Source organism: Microvirga zambiensis WSM3693 (assembly GCF_016735695.1).
Taxonomy (GTDB): Bacteria; Pseudomonadota; Alphaproteobacteria; order Rhizobiales; family Beijerinckiaceae; genus Microvirga; species Microvirga zambiensis.
Genome location: NZ_JAERQD010000005.1, coordinates 125,751 through 141,260 on the forward strand (window position 1 = coordinate 125,751; position 15,510 = coordinate 141,260).

Below are 15,510 nucleotides of genomic sequence, written 5' to 3' on the forward strand. Positions count from 1 at the left end.
TATGAATTCCGAACCACAACAAACATCCCCGCTGCCAATCTATTGGCGGATCTACTCGATTCTGAGGGAAGAGATCATTGATGGACACTATAACGTGTCCGTAGCGCTCCCGAGTGAGGATGCCATAGCAGAGCGCTTTTCAACCTCGCGTTTGACTGTCCGCAAGGCAATGGACCTCTTAAAGTCCGAAGGCTATCTCGCCACCCGTCGTGGCGTCGGAACCTTCGTCGCTGCAACGCTTCCGCCGGGGAGCGAGCCCCATAGCTTCACGTCAAATCTTACCGATATGTGGAAGCAAACGGAGACAAAGCTCCTTGAGTTTGGAATGATAGCCGCACCAGCCGACGCCGCAGCAGCATTGGAAGTTGAACAAGGCGATTTGGTCCATAAGGCTATTCGGCTTCGGAGCTATAAGGGCCGCCCCATTGGATTGCTCACGACGTTCATCCAAGAACGTCTCGCAAAGAATTATACCCCCGATGACTTCATGGGAGCTCCGTTGTTCAAGTTGTTTCTGCGGGATGGCTCTCCATCGGTAACGGCTCGCCAGCGCATCAGCGCGCGTTCAGCGGATCCATTCTCTGCTGAACATCTGGAAGTCGAAATCGGCTCGCCCATTCTTTGCGTGCGGCGCATTTCCTACGATATTGACGGAAAACCAATAAGTTTCCTGCGCAGCCATTTCCGCCATGACCGATATGAAATCGAGTGGGACCTGGAGGTCGATACCGTATCCCAGAAAGCGATATGGCGGGGTGCAGGCTCTGACCAGAAGGATATGCCAAACACAGCGCTGTTCGATCTAGACCCGAATTAACTTCCTGGAGGCCGATCTGGCCCATGTGGGTGATCTAAAGCAATTTCGGTGATCATATCAGGAGAGTCCGACCAGTTCTGCCTGCTTCAACGTTAGACGGCAGTTCGCACGAATCCACCGTAGTTGATGTGGTTACACCGAGCTACAGCTTAGGAATCGAGGATTCGTCCCGTTGTTGCAATTTACGCAGATTACCAGTTTTTCAGCCATTCGAACGGCAGAAAGATGCGCAGCATAAAGCGAGCGAGATTGCAGCAGCAGTGGTGACGGGCACTTACGCCCCCACACCTGCGGTGGAAAACAATACGGCTGAAACGTTCTCTGCTTTCGGCTGATTAAAAAACCCGGATGGAACAACCTTTCCGCGATACTCATGGTTCGCGATCCTCTGAGGTTTAACGACCAAGCGGTCCTCTTCGAGCTCGTAAAGCCTGCAGTGATGGAGTTCTGGAGCCTGCAAGGCGGGTCCTGGACACAGAAAAGGTTGAGCAAAGAGGGGGATATCGTCAGCAAGCATGCTGAGGTGGCGCGCCAGAATGGCAAACATGGCGGGCGTCGCATTTTAAGCCGATTGCCTACGGCGCGTAAGGAGCACTTAGGTTTTCTGGACGTCCGTTTAGGGCGCAGCAGCAGACGGAACCCTTACGTCCGGGGAGTGCCAGGAAGAGACATTCGCGATTTATTACTACGCCTCGTGCTGAAGCTCTCTAATTTATGACCGATCCTATGCTGTTTGAACCGCTTAACATCGCTTCCACAGGACCCTCTGGACTCTTCACGTCTGAGTTCGCTTCAATCAATGCCTGAACACAGTGACGGACTCCGGCTGCAGCGACGCGAAGACTTTACCACCAGGACTCATCCAGCCGGCCTCACGCCCCTTGCACTCGGCCATCAGGGTCAGGCCGCTCGGCAGGCGTATGATCGCGTGCGCGGTCGCGCCCTGATAGGAGATCACGTCGACGACGCCCTGGAGGGATTGTAGTGCCGGATCAGCCGTCAGCACCACATTCTCCGGGCGAATCATCACCTCGACATGCCGGGCATCCCGCCCGACCTTTGACTCCGGCACAACCAGCGCACCCGCGGAGGACAAGTCGATCCTGACGCCCGAAGCCGATCGGTCGACAACCGAGCCCGTCAGGAAATTCGCCTTGCCGATGAATTCCGCCACGAAGCGGGTCGCCGGCGTTTCGTAGATTTCCGACGCAGACCCCAGTTGCTCGATGACGCCGCCGTTCATGACGGCAATCTTGTCGGCAATCGCCATGGCCTCGTTCTGATCATGGGTCACGAAGATGGACGTCAGACCGAGCTCCCGCTGAATCCTGCGCAGCTCGATGCCGGTGCTCTCACGCAGCTTCGCATCCAGGTTCGAGAAGGGCTCGTCAAGCAACAGGATTGCCGGATTGATGACGAGCGCACGCGCAACGGCAACGCGCTGCTGCTGTCCGCCGGAAAGCTGCTTCGGATAGCGCTGTTCGAGGCCCTTCAGCTTGAGCTTCTCGACCATGGCGGCGATGCGCGCCTTCTGCTCTTCGCGGGGAATGCCCCTCCGGTTGAGCCCGAAAGCGATGTTCTCCGTCACGGTCATGTGCGGAAACAGGGCGTAATTCTGGAAAACGAGGCCTGAGTCGCGCTTGTGCGGCGGCAGCCTCGTCACGTCCTGGCCGCGGACTAGGATGGCGCCGGACGTGGGCCCGATGAAGCCTGCCACCATGCGCAGAGTCGTGGTCTTGCCGCAGCCCGACGGGCCCAGGAGCGCGATCATCTCACCCTTTTCGAGGGAGAACGAAAGGTCGTTCACGACCTTCGTGGCGCCGAAGGATTTTGCGAGATTGCGAAGTTCGATTTCCATCTTATGCCTCAATCCTGTCGGGCCACGCCGAGTATCTGATACAGCACCATGAACACGCAGGTCAGAATCACCAGGAGGCCGGAGACAGCCGCGACGGTCGGCTCGAATCCCAACTGCACGGCGGAATAGATTATCACCGGAAGCGTCGGTTCTCCGGGGCTGGCTAGGAAGAGCGCGAGCACGACCTCGTCGAAGGAGGTGATGAACGCCATCACGCAGCCCGCAATGATCCCGGTCTTGATGACAGGCAGCAGGATCAGGAAGAACGATTGAATGGGCGACGCGCCGAGGTTCTGCGCGGCTTCCTCAAGGGTCCGGTCGAACCGTCGCAGCACAGGCAGCGTGACCCGAATGACATACGGCGTGCAGACGATGATGTGCGCAAGAACGAGACGTCCCGTGCCGGTCAGCAGGCCGGTCCTTGTGAAGAACAGCGAGAGGCTGACGGCCAGAACCAGTGTAGGAAGGATCAGCGGGGAGAGAAACAGCGCTTCGATCAGCGAGCGTCCAGGAAAGTCGTAGCGGCTCAGCCCGTAGGCTGCCAGGACGCCGATGATCGTCGACAGCAGGGCAACGGCACCGCCGATCTGCAGGCTCGTCAGGAAGCCGCTCAGATAACGAGTGTCGTCCAGTGCGGCCGCATACCACCGCAGCGTGAAGCCTTTTGGTGGAAATGCGAGATAGCCGGTATCGCCCAGCGGCGCGACCACCACTACGAGGATGGGCAGGATCAGATAGGCGAAGGCAATGATGCAGATCGCCGTAAGCAGAAGACCGAAGGGGGAACGCGGATCGATGGTCATGCCACAGACTCACTCTTTGCCCGCCGGTCCAGGGCGGCCCCATAAAGAAGCGACAATGCGAGGACAAAGACCAGGAGGACGGTCGCGAGCGTAGAAGCGAAGGGCCAATCCAGCATCTCGATCGTCTGCTCGTAGATCGCCGTCGCCATGACGTTCGCTCTTGCTCCGCCCACGAGCCCCGGCGTCGCGAAGGCGCTAATCGCGAGGGAGAACACGAGCAGGGATCCGGCGACGATTCCGCTGCGGGCCAGCCTCAAGGTCACGAGGCAGAGCGCCAGCGGGGGCGATGCACCAAGGCTCATCGCGGCGAACTCGAGATCGGGATCTATCGACTTGAAGACACCGTGCAAGGTGAGCACCATCAGCGGCAACAGCACCTGCGCCAGAGCGATGATGACGCCCGTCAGAGTGTACATGAGCTGGAGCGGGTGATCGACGAGGCCAAGTGCCTGCAGCGTGTTGCTGACGATGCCGTCCCTGAAGAAGAGAACCATCCAGCCGAAGGAGCGGACAACCGCGCTCACCAGCAAGGGAAACGTCGTCAGGATCAGCAGCAATGCGGCCATGCGCGACTGCATTCGGGCGAGAACATATGCGACCGGCACACCCAGAACCAAGGTGATCAGGGTCACGCAGACGCCGAGCAGAAGGGTGCGGCCCAACAGCTCCCAGTAATATTCATCGCCAAGAAACCGGACGTAGTGAACACCGGAAAGCTGGCCCTTGTCGAAGGCGCTGGTCGTAAGAAGGGACAGTTGCGGCCAGACAAATAGCACCAGATAGACGATCAGGCACGGCGCGAAGATCAACACGGGGACAACGGCTGGTGAAGGGCCGCTACGTCCCTTCTGCCGTGCCAGATCGCCTGTGGCCGTCATCGCGCGATCTCGCGGTTCCAGCGCTCGGTCCATTCAGGACGCTTCTCGTTGATGATCGCGCGGTCCAGCTTGGCAAGCTGTGCCACGTTCGGAACCTCCGAGGCGAGATCGTCCGGCAGCTTCGTGTTCGGGTTCGAGGCCGTCCATCGCATGTGGCGGGCGATCTCGATCTGGGCTTCCGGCCGCAGCATGTAGTCGATCGCGGCGTTTGCCACGTCCGCATTCTTCGCCCCCTTGGCAACCACTGCCGTGATGTTCACGGCCGGGCTGCCCTCCTCTGGGGTCGCGAAAGCAACGGGCAGGCCGCTGCTCTGCACCTTGAATGCGTTTCCGGTATCGTACGGCATGATCCAGATATCCCCCTGCCCGAACAGGGAAGGAAGATCGGACGCTGCCTTGAAGATCGTTTCGCCTTTGAGTTTGCGCATGGCCTCAAAGCCGGGCTCGATGTTGACTTCTCCGCCGCCGAAGGCACGTGCCAACATGACGAGGAAGTCCATGCCGTAACCGTTGGTGATGGCAGGAAAAGCAACGTGCCCCTTGTATTCAGGCTTGAGGAAATCCTTGTAGCTGCGCGGAGGCTCCTTGATCTTGTCCTTACGGTAGACGATGCCTTCGCCGATGACGGCCCACGTTACCCAATGGCCGTCGGGATCCTTCATCTCGGCAGGGATTGCGTTCAGCTGAGCAACGGAGGTCAGGGGCTGCGTCAGACCCTCCTTCTTGGCGGCGTCTTCCTGACCGCCGGAGAACTGGAACATATCGATCTGCGGATTACCTGCCTCGGACTTGAGACGTGCGAGAGCGGCAGCCGACTGCATCGGGACCTGGGTGCTCTTGGCGCCTGTCGCCTTGTCAAAGGGATCGAACACAGCCTTATGAATGATATCCATGGTCGAACCGCCGAAGCCCGAAGATACCAAGCTTCGTCCGGAAAAGCTCTCCGCGGCCGACAGCCGCGAGGACAGCAGCGGCAAGGTACCAAGAGCCGCCAACCCAGTTAGAACCTGGCGGCGGGAGATATGATCGAAAGTCATGACTTTTCCCTTCTCGTTCGATATTCGTGCCGGAATTCAAAGGTTAGGCTGGCTCATAGCCCTTGGTCTCGACGAGTTCGAAGACCTGATCGCCATTGTAGATCGGCATATGCGGGCGACGGATCGAGCCGACCCACGCATTTTTGAGCGGGCAGCGGATTTCCTGCACGACGTCGCCGAACAGATCCACGAGATCGGCAAGATGCTGCCCTTCCCTGACATCGTCGCCGGGGCCGACATAGGGAATGAACAATCCTCCACGCGTGCATTTGACATGGACGGCATCTCCGCCGAGGCGAATCCGGTCCAACTTCGGCGGGTCGCCGGGCAAGATGTTTATCGCTTTGCACACTCCGAAGATCGCGCCCGTCAGCCGGTCGAGATCCTCGGCCGTGACGCGGGCGCCGCCTCCGCTCTCCACGATGAGGGAAGGCTTCCCGCGCTTCGTATAATTCGCGAAATGGGCACCGCTCAGGAAAGGCTCTAGCGAGTTCCAGACATTGGGCGTGCCCGTCGCCCTCGCGAGCCGCTCCGATTCCACGCCGGCGGCTGTGCCGTCATTGTGGAACAGCGTGTAGTGGCAGGTGATTGTGAGATCGCCCCCGGAATGCAGGTCGAGCATCGCGTCGGAGTGCTCAAGCGACAATTCGAGGAGCCGGTGAGCGAGTTGCTGGCTGTGATGCCCCGCCGGATCACCCGGGAACACGCGGTTCAGGTTGAACCCGTCCTGCGGGGTGAGCCTGTTGTAGCCACGAAAACCTAGCGGATTGGCGAGCATCAGGCATATGACGGTGCCGGCCATCTCCGTCAGGTCGACCGTCTTCAGGAAGCGCTGGATGCTCAGCGGACCGACGACCTCCGGACCATGAATGCAGCTCTGGAGCCACAATGTCGGCCCGTCCTTCTTCCCCGAGGCGATGACCACGGGCGAGGTGAGAGGGCCGTCGGGATATGATCCCAGCTCCACATGACCTCGTGTAATGCTTCCCGGTTCCCGATGTGCTGTTCCGACCACCATGATTGCCTCTTCTGAACTCCTGTAACGACCGGCTAGGTCCGGCCCGGCCTTTGTGGTACCAGATATATTAGTTTCACCTGAGTCAACACAGGTGATGTATATGGAACGACCAAAGTATGAGCTCGATTGACAACGGATTGCGCATTCTTGCCCTTTTGGCAGACAACCGGCCCTGCCTGAGGGTTGGGGAAGTGGCGCGCGATCTCGACCTGCCGAAGGCCTCAGTTTCAAGGCTGCTGAAGACGCTCGCCGATTCCGGCCTTTTGGAGCGTGACGACCATGAGGGAGGATATTACATCGGCCAGCGGGCGTTGGACCTGGGCCGGCTGTACTTGGCGCGACACACGCTGCTTGAGTTGATCGGCGATGCGCTCGACGATCTGGTGGCTGAATTCGGCTTTACCGGCCATGCCGGCATCGTCTCGGCGGGCGATCGCGTTCTTCTGATGGCGAAGCAAGGTTCGTACCCGCTTCAACACACCGGCGCGATTGCTGAACGAAAGCCAGCCTATGATTCGATCATCGGCAGAGCCATCCTTGCTCGCATGCCCGACGAGCAGGTCCTGCAACAACTGGGATACGTCGACGTGGAAGATACGAAATCAGGAATAACGGGGCACCAGGTGCTTAAGGAGATGCATACGATCCGCGAACGCAGGATCGCCTATTCGTCAAGTCTGGTGACGCCGGGCATCTCGTCTGTCGGTGGTGCAGTCGCGGATCCAGGTCGCAATGAGATAGTGGGTCTTTGTCTTTCCTACCCGACTGCCGCGGCAGATGATCGATTAAAAGATCGAATGACGGAAACAGTAAGCGGTAAAATCATGGAAATCGGACGGCGCCTTCGCGATCCTTTCTGGCTGTCATGACTGCGTGTGTCTAAGCGAGACATAGAGCCCACGTTCAACAGAGGCAAAATTCGGCTTTGGATCAAAGAGTAACGAACAGCAGGTGAAATAAAAGTCTGCCCCTCATGAGCAGACCATAGTATTTCTTCCGGAATGTGCCAACAGGAGACCTTCCAAACCCTCACTCAGCTTACGGCGGTTGTACTCCCGTAGGAGTGAATGGCATTACCCTTTCGGCCAACCTCCATCTGAGAAGAAGCCGTTAAATTGGACTCATGCAATTCCATTGCCGGTCGGAAAAACTCATGTGAAAGCTACCTTCATTTAGCAACATGGCCAGGTCCCGCAGACCACAGGCGGTATGTCGATACAAGTGCTCCTTCGCTCGCACACCGTTCCAGGAATCCCCAGCACGTCCTTGCACCTCGCTCAGAATCAAGATTGAACCCGCTGGCGCAGATAGGATCTCTGAATGCTGACGGCGACGTTCCCAATGACATCCGCCATACAGAGAAGGTAAGCAGAGTCAGATGCGATCTGAACCAAAGTATGGCCAGGAGTTTGACCGGCTGTGGCAATGGTCGTGATGCTGGTAATCACCTCACCGCCCCGCTTCACCGTGCGAGCGCAGCCCTTAATCGCTGTGATCGTCTTTATGTTCGGTTGAGAAACCGGTTACCAGAAGACGTCAATCGTCAGCGAGCGCTACGGCTGCATCCAGAGGGTCCGCTCCATAGGTGCGTTACATCGCCGCAAACTGCCTCGGTGTCCCCATCAACCCTTTACGTTGAAGATCACCCGCTGGGATTCGCCGGTCGTGCCCGGGGTTCGCAACTCGAAGGTGCCGGGCCGGATCGGCACGAACGTGATGGTGGCCTCGCCCTCGGCATCGAACTCGATGCTGTCGAGCCCTAACGGGCGCACCTCGATCTTGTTGATGACGACCTCGTTGATCCACACGTTGCGGAAGAACTCCGGACCGACGAGTTGCAGTTCCTGGCTCCCGTCCGCCCGTATGGGAAGCCGATAGTACTTGCCGGCCTCGATCTCATACGGGGCTTCGGCGAGCGGCTTTCCAGCCGCCAGTTCGATCGGAGCAAGCCGCGTCACCCGTCCGAGGAGCCCGGCCTGGGCCCAGGTCGGAGATGGCGGCATCATTAGGAAAAGGGCGGCGGCCAGAACGCTCACTCGAAAGACGGTCATCATGGGCTCCTCGTGTCAGTTGGACGGCATCAGCGGCCCAGCGCCTTCTTGGCGTCGTCGACGGCGTCGACACACTCGTCGAACTCCGCCTCCTTCAACTCGCGCTCGGCGCTCCTCAGCGCCCGCTGTAGTGCCGTGAGTGTCGTCTGCGGCGGCTTCTTGTCGAGTTCCGCCTTGATCATGGCGATGCCGGCGGTGCAATCGGCCTGGTCATCGGCGACGGCCGGCATGACCGAGGAGGCGAACGTCGTCAGGACAAGGCACGACATTAACAAAGGACGCATGAGAGTACCCCGCTTGCGATTGAACGAAGCCTGATACGCTGTGCGGCGGACGATCACGCAGGTCGGTGTCCGCGACCCTCGCCGGCCCGGCACCCCGACCCTGGACGGGCGCTGTCCGCAATCACCTCTCTACCTTCGAATACAGCATAGCATGGATTTCCTACCCCTCAATCTGTCGCATGCTCTCACAGAGGAACGGTACGGCCGCGCGTAACATTCCTCATCCGCATCATCACCTTTCCCCTCAGGACTTGTTCAGCATGGCCTTGCGGCAACTGACCCGAGCGCTCGGAGCAGTCTTTCCTCCGACGCTGGGTTCGAGGACGATGTCCTGGTCCGATCCAACGAGGCTCCAGATCTCCGCGTTGGCCCCTGGGCAAAGTTCTGTGAGTGCTGCGATCATCCTCGAAGGCGCGTACCAGAGCTCGAAGGCAGTCTGGTAGGGTTGCGGCATGATCGTTGCGAGGAGCCTGCCGTCCCGCCAACGCACGCGGACCTCCCACTCGGACGGCGCATGCTCCTTCAGGTCCTGGGCCAGAGCCGCCACCGCCCTGTCCTCCGCCGCCCCGGCAGGAAGACCAATGCAGAGCCAGGCGAACAGTAGAACCAAGGTTTTTTGGGCCATGTCGGACTCCTGCGCAGGCGAAGTCGGTCCCCGTGACCGATGTGGCGAAGAGAGCAACCTTACCCGGCATCGCTCCCCAACTCGCCGACCTTCTCCGGTCCGGCGAGTTGCTTCTCGATCGGGTTCTTCGCCGATGGAGCCCCACGCATCGCCTTCACCACAAGCGGATCGAGCTTTCCGTCATCCTGGCTTGCGTAGGTGAGAAGCGCGTTACGCATCCCCGGCGTCCAGAAGGCCACGAGATGGTCATGGATGCCCTTGAGCGCCTGATCCTCCGGATACGACCGGAAGAAGCTGGCGATCTGGTTGGCCATGCGGACGAGCTTCTCGACACTCATGCAAAAACCTACTCCATCAGCAAAAGCGCAGACCGCTGGCGTCGGTGGCGGGCGCATCGCCGCACCGCGGTCGAACGCATTGTCTCTATTCAGCAGCGTCGGCCCTGGCATCGATACGCTTGAGTGCCAGATCCTCCTCATAGAACCGGGCTTGCCAATCGGATTGACGGTTCGTACGCCGGACCTGCACTGCAGTGACCTTGTATTCCGGGCAGTTCGTTGCCCAGTCGGAATAGTCGGTGGTGATCACGTTCGCGCCCGTCTTCGCGTGGTGGAACGTCGTGTAGACGATGCCGGGCTGCATGCGTTCACTGATCTGTGCGCGCAAGGCGATGTCGCCGGATCGACTCTCGAGAGAGACGAGATCGCCATCGACGATCCCTCGGCTCTCCGCGTCGAAGGGATGGATCTCGAGCACGTCCTCCTCGTGCCAGCGGCTGTTCTCCGTGCGCCTCGTCTGCGCCCCGACGTTGTACTGCGACAGGATGCGGCCCGTGGTCAGGATCAGTGGGAAACGCGGCCCCGTGCGTTCCTCGGTCGGGACGAAGTCCGTCATCATGAACCTGCCCTTGCCGCGGACGAAGCGATCCACATGCATCATCGGCGTTCCGGCAGGCGCGGCCTCGTTGCATGGCCACTGGACCGAGCCGAGCTGGTCGAGCTTGGCGTAGGACACCCCGGCGAAGGTCGGCGTCAGGCTTGCGATCTCATCCATGATCTCGCTCGGATGCGTGTAATGCATCGGATACCCGAGGGCGTTCGAAAGTGCGACAGTCACCTCCCAGTCCGCCAAACCGCCCAGCGGGGGCATCACCTTGCGCACGCGGTTGATGCGCCGCTCCGCGTTGGTGAAGGTACCGTCCTTTTCGAGGAACGATGAGCCGGGCAGGAAGACATGGGCATACTTGGCGGTCTCGTTCAGGAAGATGTCCTGAATGACCACGAATTCCATGCCCTTGAGGCCGGCGGTCACATGCTGCGTGTCGGGATCGGACTGGGCGATGTCCTCACCCTGGATGTAGAGAGCCTTAAAGGAGCCGGATACCGCCTCATCGAGCATGTTGGGAATGCGAAGGCCAGGCTCGTTCAGGAGGTGTACCCCCCAGAAAGTCTCGAACATCTGCCGCGTCGCATCGTCGGAGACGTGCCGGTAGCCGGAGAACTCATGCGGGAAGGAGCCCATGTCACAGGAGCCCTGGACGTTGTTCTGCCCGCGCAGCGGGTTCACGCCGCAGCCGGGCTTCCCGATGTTCCCGGTCGCCATCGCGATGTTCGCCATGCCCATCACCATGGTCGAGCCCTGGCTGTGCTCGGTGACGCCGAGCCCGTAGTAGATCGCCGCATTGCCGCCTGTTGCATAGAGACGGGCCGCGGCGCGCACATCCGATGCCCGCACGCCGGTCAGATCCTCGACGGACTCGGGAGCGTGGCGATCATCGGCTATGAAGCGGGCCCACGACTCGAAGGCGTCTAGCTCACACCGCTCGCGCACGTATTCCTCGTCGACCAGTCCCTCAGTCACGATCACATGCGCAATCGCGTTCATCATCGCCACGTTGGTCCCGGGCTTCAGGGGCAGGTGGTAGTCCGCCTCGATGTGAGGCGATCTCACGAGATCGATGCGGCGCGGATCGATGACGATGAGGCGGGCTCCCTCGCGCAGGCGCCGCTTCATGCGGGATGCGAAGACTGGATGCCCGTCGGTCGGATTGGCCCCGATCACGATGATGACGTCCGCATGGTCGACCGATGCGAAGTCATGCGTGCCGGCCGAGGTGCCGAGGGTCGTCTTCAAACCGTATCCGGTCGGCGAGTGACAGACGCGGGCGCAAGTATCGACATTGTTGTTGCCGAATGCGGCGCGGACGAGTTTCTGGACGAGGAATGTCTCCTCGTTCGTGCATCTGGAGGACGTGATGCCGCCGATGGAGTCGCGACCGTACTTGGACTGGATCCGTCTGAACTCGCTGGCAGCGTGCCCGATCGCTTCCTGCCAGGAGACCTCACGCCATGGGTCCGTGATCCTCTCGCGGATCATGGGCTTGGTGATGCGGTCCCTGTGCGTGGCATAGCCCCAGGCGAACCGTCCCTTGACGCAGGAATGCCCTTCGTTCGCCTTGCCGTCCTTGTAAGGCACCATGCGAACGACCTTGCTCCCTTTCATCTCGGCCTTGAACGAGCACCCGACGCCGCAATAGGCGCAGGTGGTGATGACCGAATGCTCCGGCGTGCCGAATTCGATCACGCTCTTCTCATTGAGCGTGGCCGTCGGGCAGGCCTGCACGCAAGCACCGCAGGAGACGCATTCCGAGCTGAAGAAATCCATTCCGCCCGGCGAGACGCGCGAGTCGAACCCCCTCCCCTGGATTGTGAGGGCGAAGGTGCCCTGAACCTCCTCGCAGGCTCTCACGCAGCGCGAGCAGACGATGCACTTGGAGTCCTCGAAGGTGAAATAGGGATTGGACTCGTCCTTCGGCGCCTTGAGGTGGTTCTCGCCGTCATAGCCGTATCGGACATCGCGCAGACCGACCTTGCCCGCCATGTCCTGCAACTCGCAATCGCCGTTGGCCGAGCAGGTGAGACAGTCGAGGGGGTGATCCGAGATATAGAGCTCCATCACGCCGCGCCGCAGCCTTGCGAGCCGATCGGTCTGCGTGTGCACGACCATGCCCTCTTCGGCGGGTGTCGTGCACGACGCGGGCGTTCCGCGCCGCCCCTCGATCTCGATGAGGCAGAGGCGGCAGGAGCCGAAAGGTTCAAGCGAGTCCGTGGCGCAGAGCTTGGGGATTTCGGTCCCCAGCATCATGGCCGCGGCCATGACGGAGGTGCCGTCCGGAACCGTGACAGGCTGGCCGTCGATAGTCAGCGTAACCGCCTTCTCCGTCCGACGGATCGGCGTGCCGTAATCGACGTCCTTGATCAGAGCCATAATCGCTCTCCGTCAATCGGCAGCCGCGGGAACACGCGGAGCCTTGTCGAAATCCTCGGGAAAATGTCTCAACGCGCTCATCACAGGCAAGGGCGTCAGTCCGCCCATGGCGCAGAGCGAAGCATCGGTCATCAGCGTGCAGAGGTCCTCAAGGACCTCGAAATTCTTCTCGGGCTCGACACCGGCGATGATCCGGTCCATGACCTCGACGCCACGCACCGCGCCGACGCGGCAGGGCGTGCACTTGCCGCAACTCTCTGCGGCGCAGAACTCGAAGGCGAAGCGGGCCTGCCCTGAGAGATCGACGGTATCGTCGAACACGACGATGCCGCCGTGACCGAGAAGGCCCTTCTCGGCAGCGAGCGTCTCGTAGTCCAGGGGAAGGTCGAGCATGGAGGCCGGGAAATAGGCTCCGAGAGGTCCGCCGACCTGCACCGCCTTGACCGGGCGCCCCGTCGCGGTTCCACCCCCGAAATCCTCGACGATCTCCCGCATGGTGGTCCCGAAGGCCAATTCGATGAGCCCTCCGCGCCTGACATTGCCCGCGAGCTGAATCGGCAGGGTGCCACGTGAACGTCCCATGCCAAAATCGGCATAGGCCTGCCCGCCATTGGCCAGGATCCACGGCACCGTCGCGAGGGACAGCGTGTTGTTGATCAGGGTCGGCTTGCCGAAGAGCCCCTTGACCGCTGGCAGTGGCGGCTTGGCCCGCACCATGCCGCGCTTGCCCTCGATGCTTTCCAGGAGGGACATCTCCTCGCCGCAGATGTAAGCCCCGGCACCGAGCCGCGTCTCCAGCGCGAAGGCACGACCGGATCCCATCACCGATGGTCCGAGGTAGCCGGCCTCCATGGCAAGCTCGATCGCTTCCGTCATGGTCCGGTAGGCGTGAGGGTATTCCGATCGAATGTAGATGAAGCCCTTGGCAGCGCCGAGGGCCAGACCCGCAACGGTCATGCCCTCGATCAGGCTGAAGGGATCCCCCTCCATGAGCATCCGGTCTCCGAAGGTACCGCTGTCACCCTCGTCCGCGTTGCAGACGATGTACTTGCGGTCGGCCTGCGCATGAAGGACCGTGCCCCACTTGATCCCGGTCGGGAAACCGGCCCCGCCGCGCCCGCGCAATCCGGAAAGCTTGATCTCGTCCACGATGGCTTGCGGTTCCAGGGTCAGCGCGTGTCGGAGTCCCGCGTAGCCGCCATGGGCCTCGTAATCCTCGACGGATAGCGGGTCGACGATCCCGCACCGGGCAAAGGTCAGCCGCTGCTGCCGGGCAAGGTAAGGCTGGTCCTCCAGGCGCCCCAGGCGCAAGGGATGACTCCCACCCGACAGAAAATCGTCATCGAACAGGCGGGCGAGGTCGGATGGGCCGATCGGCCCGTAGGCGATGCGTCCCTCGGGCGTCTCGACCTCGACCAGGGGCTCGAGCCAGAACAGGCCGCGGGACCCGGTCGGCACGATCTCCAGTGGCAAGCCTCTGGTGGTGGCCTCTGCACCGATCAGCCTGGCGATCCGCGCCGCGCCGAGGGACAGCGAGGCGGCATCATGCGGGATGAAGACCCTGGTCATGTTCCTCGCGCCTCCCGGACGATGCCATCGAGACGGTCCCGGTCGATCCGTCCGATGGGTTCGCCGTCATAGAGCGCGGATGGGGCGCACGCGCACAGCCCGAGGCAATAGACCCCTTCGACGGTCAAGGCGCCGTCAGGCGTGGTTTCGCCCCAGTCGATCGCAAGCTCATGCAGAAGGCTGCGTGCGATCCGCGGACCGTTCATGGATTGGCAGGCTTCGGCACGGCACAGCTTGAGAACGTGCCTGCCCGCGGGCCTCCGCCGGAAGTCATGGTAAAAGCTGACCGTTCCGTGGATCTCCGCCCGCGAGAGGTTCAGCTCCGAGGCCACCAGGGCTATGGCCTCGTCGGGAATATGCCCGAACTCGTCGAGGAGCGCGTGCAGGATCGGCAGCACCGGGCCTTCCAGAGAAGCATGTGCCGCGATGATCGCGCGCGCGCGACGTTGATCCCATTCGCCGAACCTCGGCATTTCCACACCTGGATACTATTAGTTGGCCCGAGACTGCTCGTCTTGGCAGCGGTATGCAACCGAGAATTTCGCGAGGATCGGACAGCCGGAAGCCAGGCCAGGCTCGCTTTCGGGCCTGACCTGAGCACATGCTCGAGGTGCGGCACGGCCTTGTCGGGGCCGCGCGCTTACCTTCACCCGTTCCTCGCCCTGCCTCAGGCGGCAGCCGCCTGCTTGGCCTTGGCGGTATGGGTCGCTATGAGATCCATCAGCTCGGGGGACAGGCAATCGTAGGGCTCGAGCCCAAGTTCCCTCAACCGGGCGCGGATCTGCGGCATCTGGGCCGGATCCACACCCGACTCGATGACCGATGAGACGAACGCGGCAAATCCAGGCGCCGACCATCCACTTGTCGGAGAAAGCTCGGTATGGATGAAGTCGAAGCCATACAGGGGATGGTTCTTGTTCTCGATGCGGCCATACATGTGAACGCCGCAGACCTTGCACGCATGACGCTGGATCGTCGCGGACGGATCGACGACCTGCAACTTATCCTCGTTGGCCGTGACAGTCACGTTGTCGCGCGGCGCAACGGCAATCATCGCGAATGTGGCACCGCTCGGCTTCCAGCACTTTGTGCAGCCGCACATGTGGTTGAACGCACTATTGCCCTTGATCTCCACGACGACCGGATCGCTGGTGCACTTGCATGTGAGCCTGCCACCGGCGAAGTTCGCATCACCGGGGGTTACGCCGTTGTCGACTGCCGGGTGGATCGAGAGAGTTGCATTCATTGGACGCTCCTTTCCCCGTGAAAGTCCGTTCGGTTACCTTGCGCGGCGTGGCATCTT

Annotated in this window: 16 protein-coding genes; 2 read left to right on the forward strand and 14 right to left on the reverse strand. The window is 61.0% G+C overall.

Annotated features, from left to right (window positions below; genetic code table 11):
• Position 1 precedes the first annotated feature (1 nt).
• On the forward strand, positions 2-817 hold the full coding sequence (locus JKL46_RS06195; RefSeq protein WP_201830900.1) for a GntR family transcriptional regulator: 816 nt from the start codon (positions 2-4) through the stop codon (positions 815-817).
• A gap of 274 nt (positions 818-1,091) precedes the next feature.
• Here JKL46_RS06195 and JKL46_RS06200 read toward each other — a convergent pair whose 3' ends face one another.
• The 6 genes from JKL46_RS06200 to JKL46_RS06225 form a co-directional block, all read right to left on the reverse strand.
• Complete coding sequence (locus JKL46_RS06200; protein WP_201830901.1) at positions 1,092-1,364, reverse strand: hypothetical protein; 273 nt, start codon at positions 1,362-1,364, stop codon at positions 1,092-1,094.
• Between the two features lie 249 nt (positions 1,365-1,613).
• Positions 1,614-2,675, reverse strand: coding sequence for an ABC transporter ATP-binding protein (locus tag JKL46_RS06205; RefSeq protein ID WP_201830903.1), 1,062 nt, complete (start codon positions 2,673-2,675; stop codon positions 1,614-1,616).
• An 8-nt stretch (positions 2,676-2,683) separates the two neighbouring features.
• Positions 2,684-3,478 carry an ABC transporter permease gene (locus JKL46_RS06210; protein WP_201830904.1) on the reverse strand — a complete coding sequence of 265 codons (795 nt, stop codon included), beginning with the start codon at positions 3,476-3,478 and terminating at the stop codon, positions 2,684-2,686.
• Positions 3,475-4,356, reverse strand: coding sequence for an ABC transporter permease (locus tag JKL46_RS06215; protein ID WP_201830905.1), 882 nt, complete (start codon positions 4,354-4,356; stop codon positions 3,475-3,477). Before JKL46_RS06215 ends, JKL46_RS06210 begins: the two co-directional genes overlap by 4 nt.
• Positions 4,353-5,393, reverse strand: a complete 1,041-nt coding sequence (locus JKL46_RS06220) for an ABC transporter substrate-binding protein (RefSeq protein WP_201830906.1) — start codon at positions 5,391-5,393, stop codon at positions 4,353-4,355. Before JKL46_RS06220 ends, JKL46_RS06215 begins: the two co-directional genes overlap by 4 nt.
• A 43-nt stretch (positions 5,394-5,436) precedes the next feature.
• Complete coding sequence (locus JKL46_RS06225; RefSeq protein WP_201830907.1) at positions 5,437-6,360, reverse strand: succinylglutamate desuccinylase/aspartoacylase domain-containing protein; 924 nt, start codon at positions 6,358-6,360, stop codon at positions 5,437-5,439.
• A 167-nt stretch (positions 6,361-6,527) separates the two neighbouring features.
• Between JKL46_RS06225 and JKL46_RS06230 the strand changes: the two genes are divergently transcribed.
• Positions 6,528-7,280 (forward strand): IclR family transcriptional regulator, encoded by a 753-nt coding sequence (locus tag JKL46_RS06230; RefSeq protein ID WP_201830908.1) that lies wholly within the window; start codon positions 6,528-6,530, stop codon positions 7,278-7,280.
• Positions 7,281-8,033: 753 nt separating this feature from the next.
• On the opposite strand, the gene JKL46_RS06235 is transcribed toward JKL46_RS06230, so the two are convergent.
• The 8 genes from JKL46_RS06235 to gfa all read right to left on the reverse strand — a co-directional run bounded on the left by JKL46_RS06235 (position 8,034) and on the right by gfa (position 15,453).
• Positions 8,034-8,465, reverse strand: a complete 432-nt coding sequence (locus tag JKL46_RS06235) for a cupredoxin domain-containing protein (RefSeq protein ID WP_201830915.1) — start codon at positions 8,463-8,465, stop codon at positions 8,034-8,036.
• A gap of 26 nt (positions 8,466-8,491) precedes the next feature.
• Positions 8,492-8,746 (reverse strand): hypothetical protein, encoded by a 255-nt coding sequence (locus JKL46_RS06240; protein ID WP_201830916.1) that lies wholly within the window; start codon positions 8,744-8,746, stop codon positions 8,492-8,494.
• Positions 8,747-8,990: 244 nt separating this feature from the next.
• Positions 8,991-9,371 (reverse strand): hypothetical protein, encoded by a 381-nt coding sequence (locus JKL46_RS06245; RefSeq protein WP_201830918.1) that lies wholly within the window; start codon positions 9,369-9,371, stop codon positions 8,991-8,993.
• 59 nt (positions 9,372-9,430) lie between these two features.
• Positions 9,431-9,709, reverse strand: coding sequence for a formate dehydrogenase subunit delta (locus tag JKL46_RS06250; RefSeq protein ID WP_201830920.1), 279 nt, complete (start codon positions 9,707-9,709; stop codon positions 9,431-9,433).
• A gap of 85 nt (positions 9,710-9,794) precedes the next feature.
• Positions 9,795-12,638: a formate dehydrogenase subunit alpha gene (fdhF, locus tag JKL46_RS06255; RefSeq protein ID WP_201830922.1), complete on the reverse strand. Its 2,844-nt coding sequence runs from the start codon at positions 12,636-12,638 to the stop codon at positions 9,795-9,797.
• 12 nt (positions 12,639-12,650) lie between these two features.
• Positions 12,651-14,207 (reverse strand): formate dehydrogenase beta subunit, encoded by a 1,557-nt coding sequence (locus tag JKL46_RS06260; RefSeq protein WP_201830924.1) that lies wholly within the window; start codon positions 14,205-14,207, stop codon positions 12,651-12,653.
• Positions 14,204-14,680: a formate dehydrogenase subunit gamma gene (locus tag JKL46_RS06265; protein ID WP_201830926.1), complete on the reverse strand. Its 477-nt coding sequence runs from the start codon at positions 14,678-14,680 to the stop codon at positions 14,204-14,206. The genes JKL46_RS06260 and JKL46_RS06265 overlap by 4 nt, the downstream gene beginning before the upstream one ends.
• Positions 14,681-14,874: 194 nt before the next feature.
• Positions 14,875-15,453: an S-(hydroxymethyl)glutathione synthase gene (gene gfa, locus JKL46_RS06270; RefSeq protein ID WP_201830928.1), complete on the reverse strand. Its 579-nt coding sequence runs from the start codon at positions 15,451-15,453 to the stop codon at positions 14,875-14,877.
• Between the last annotated feature and the right edge of the window lie 57 nt (positions 15,454-15,510).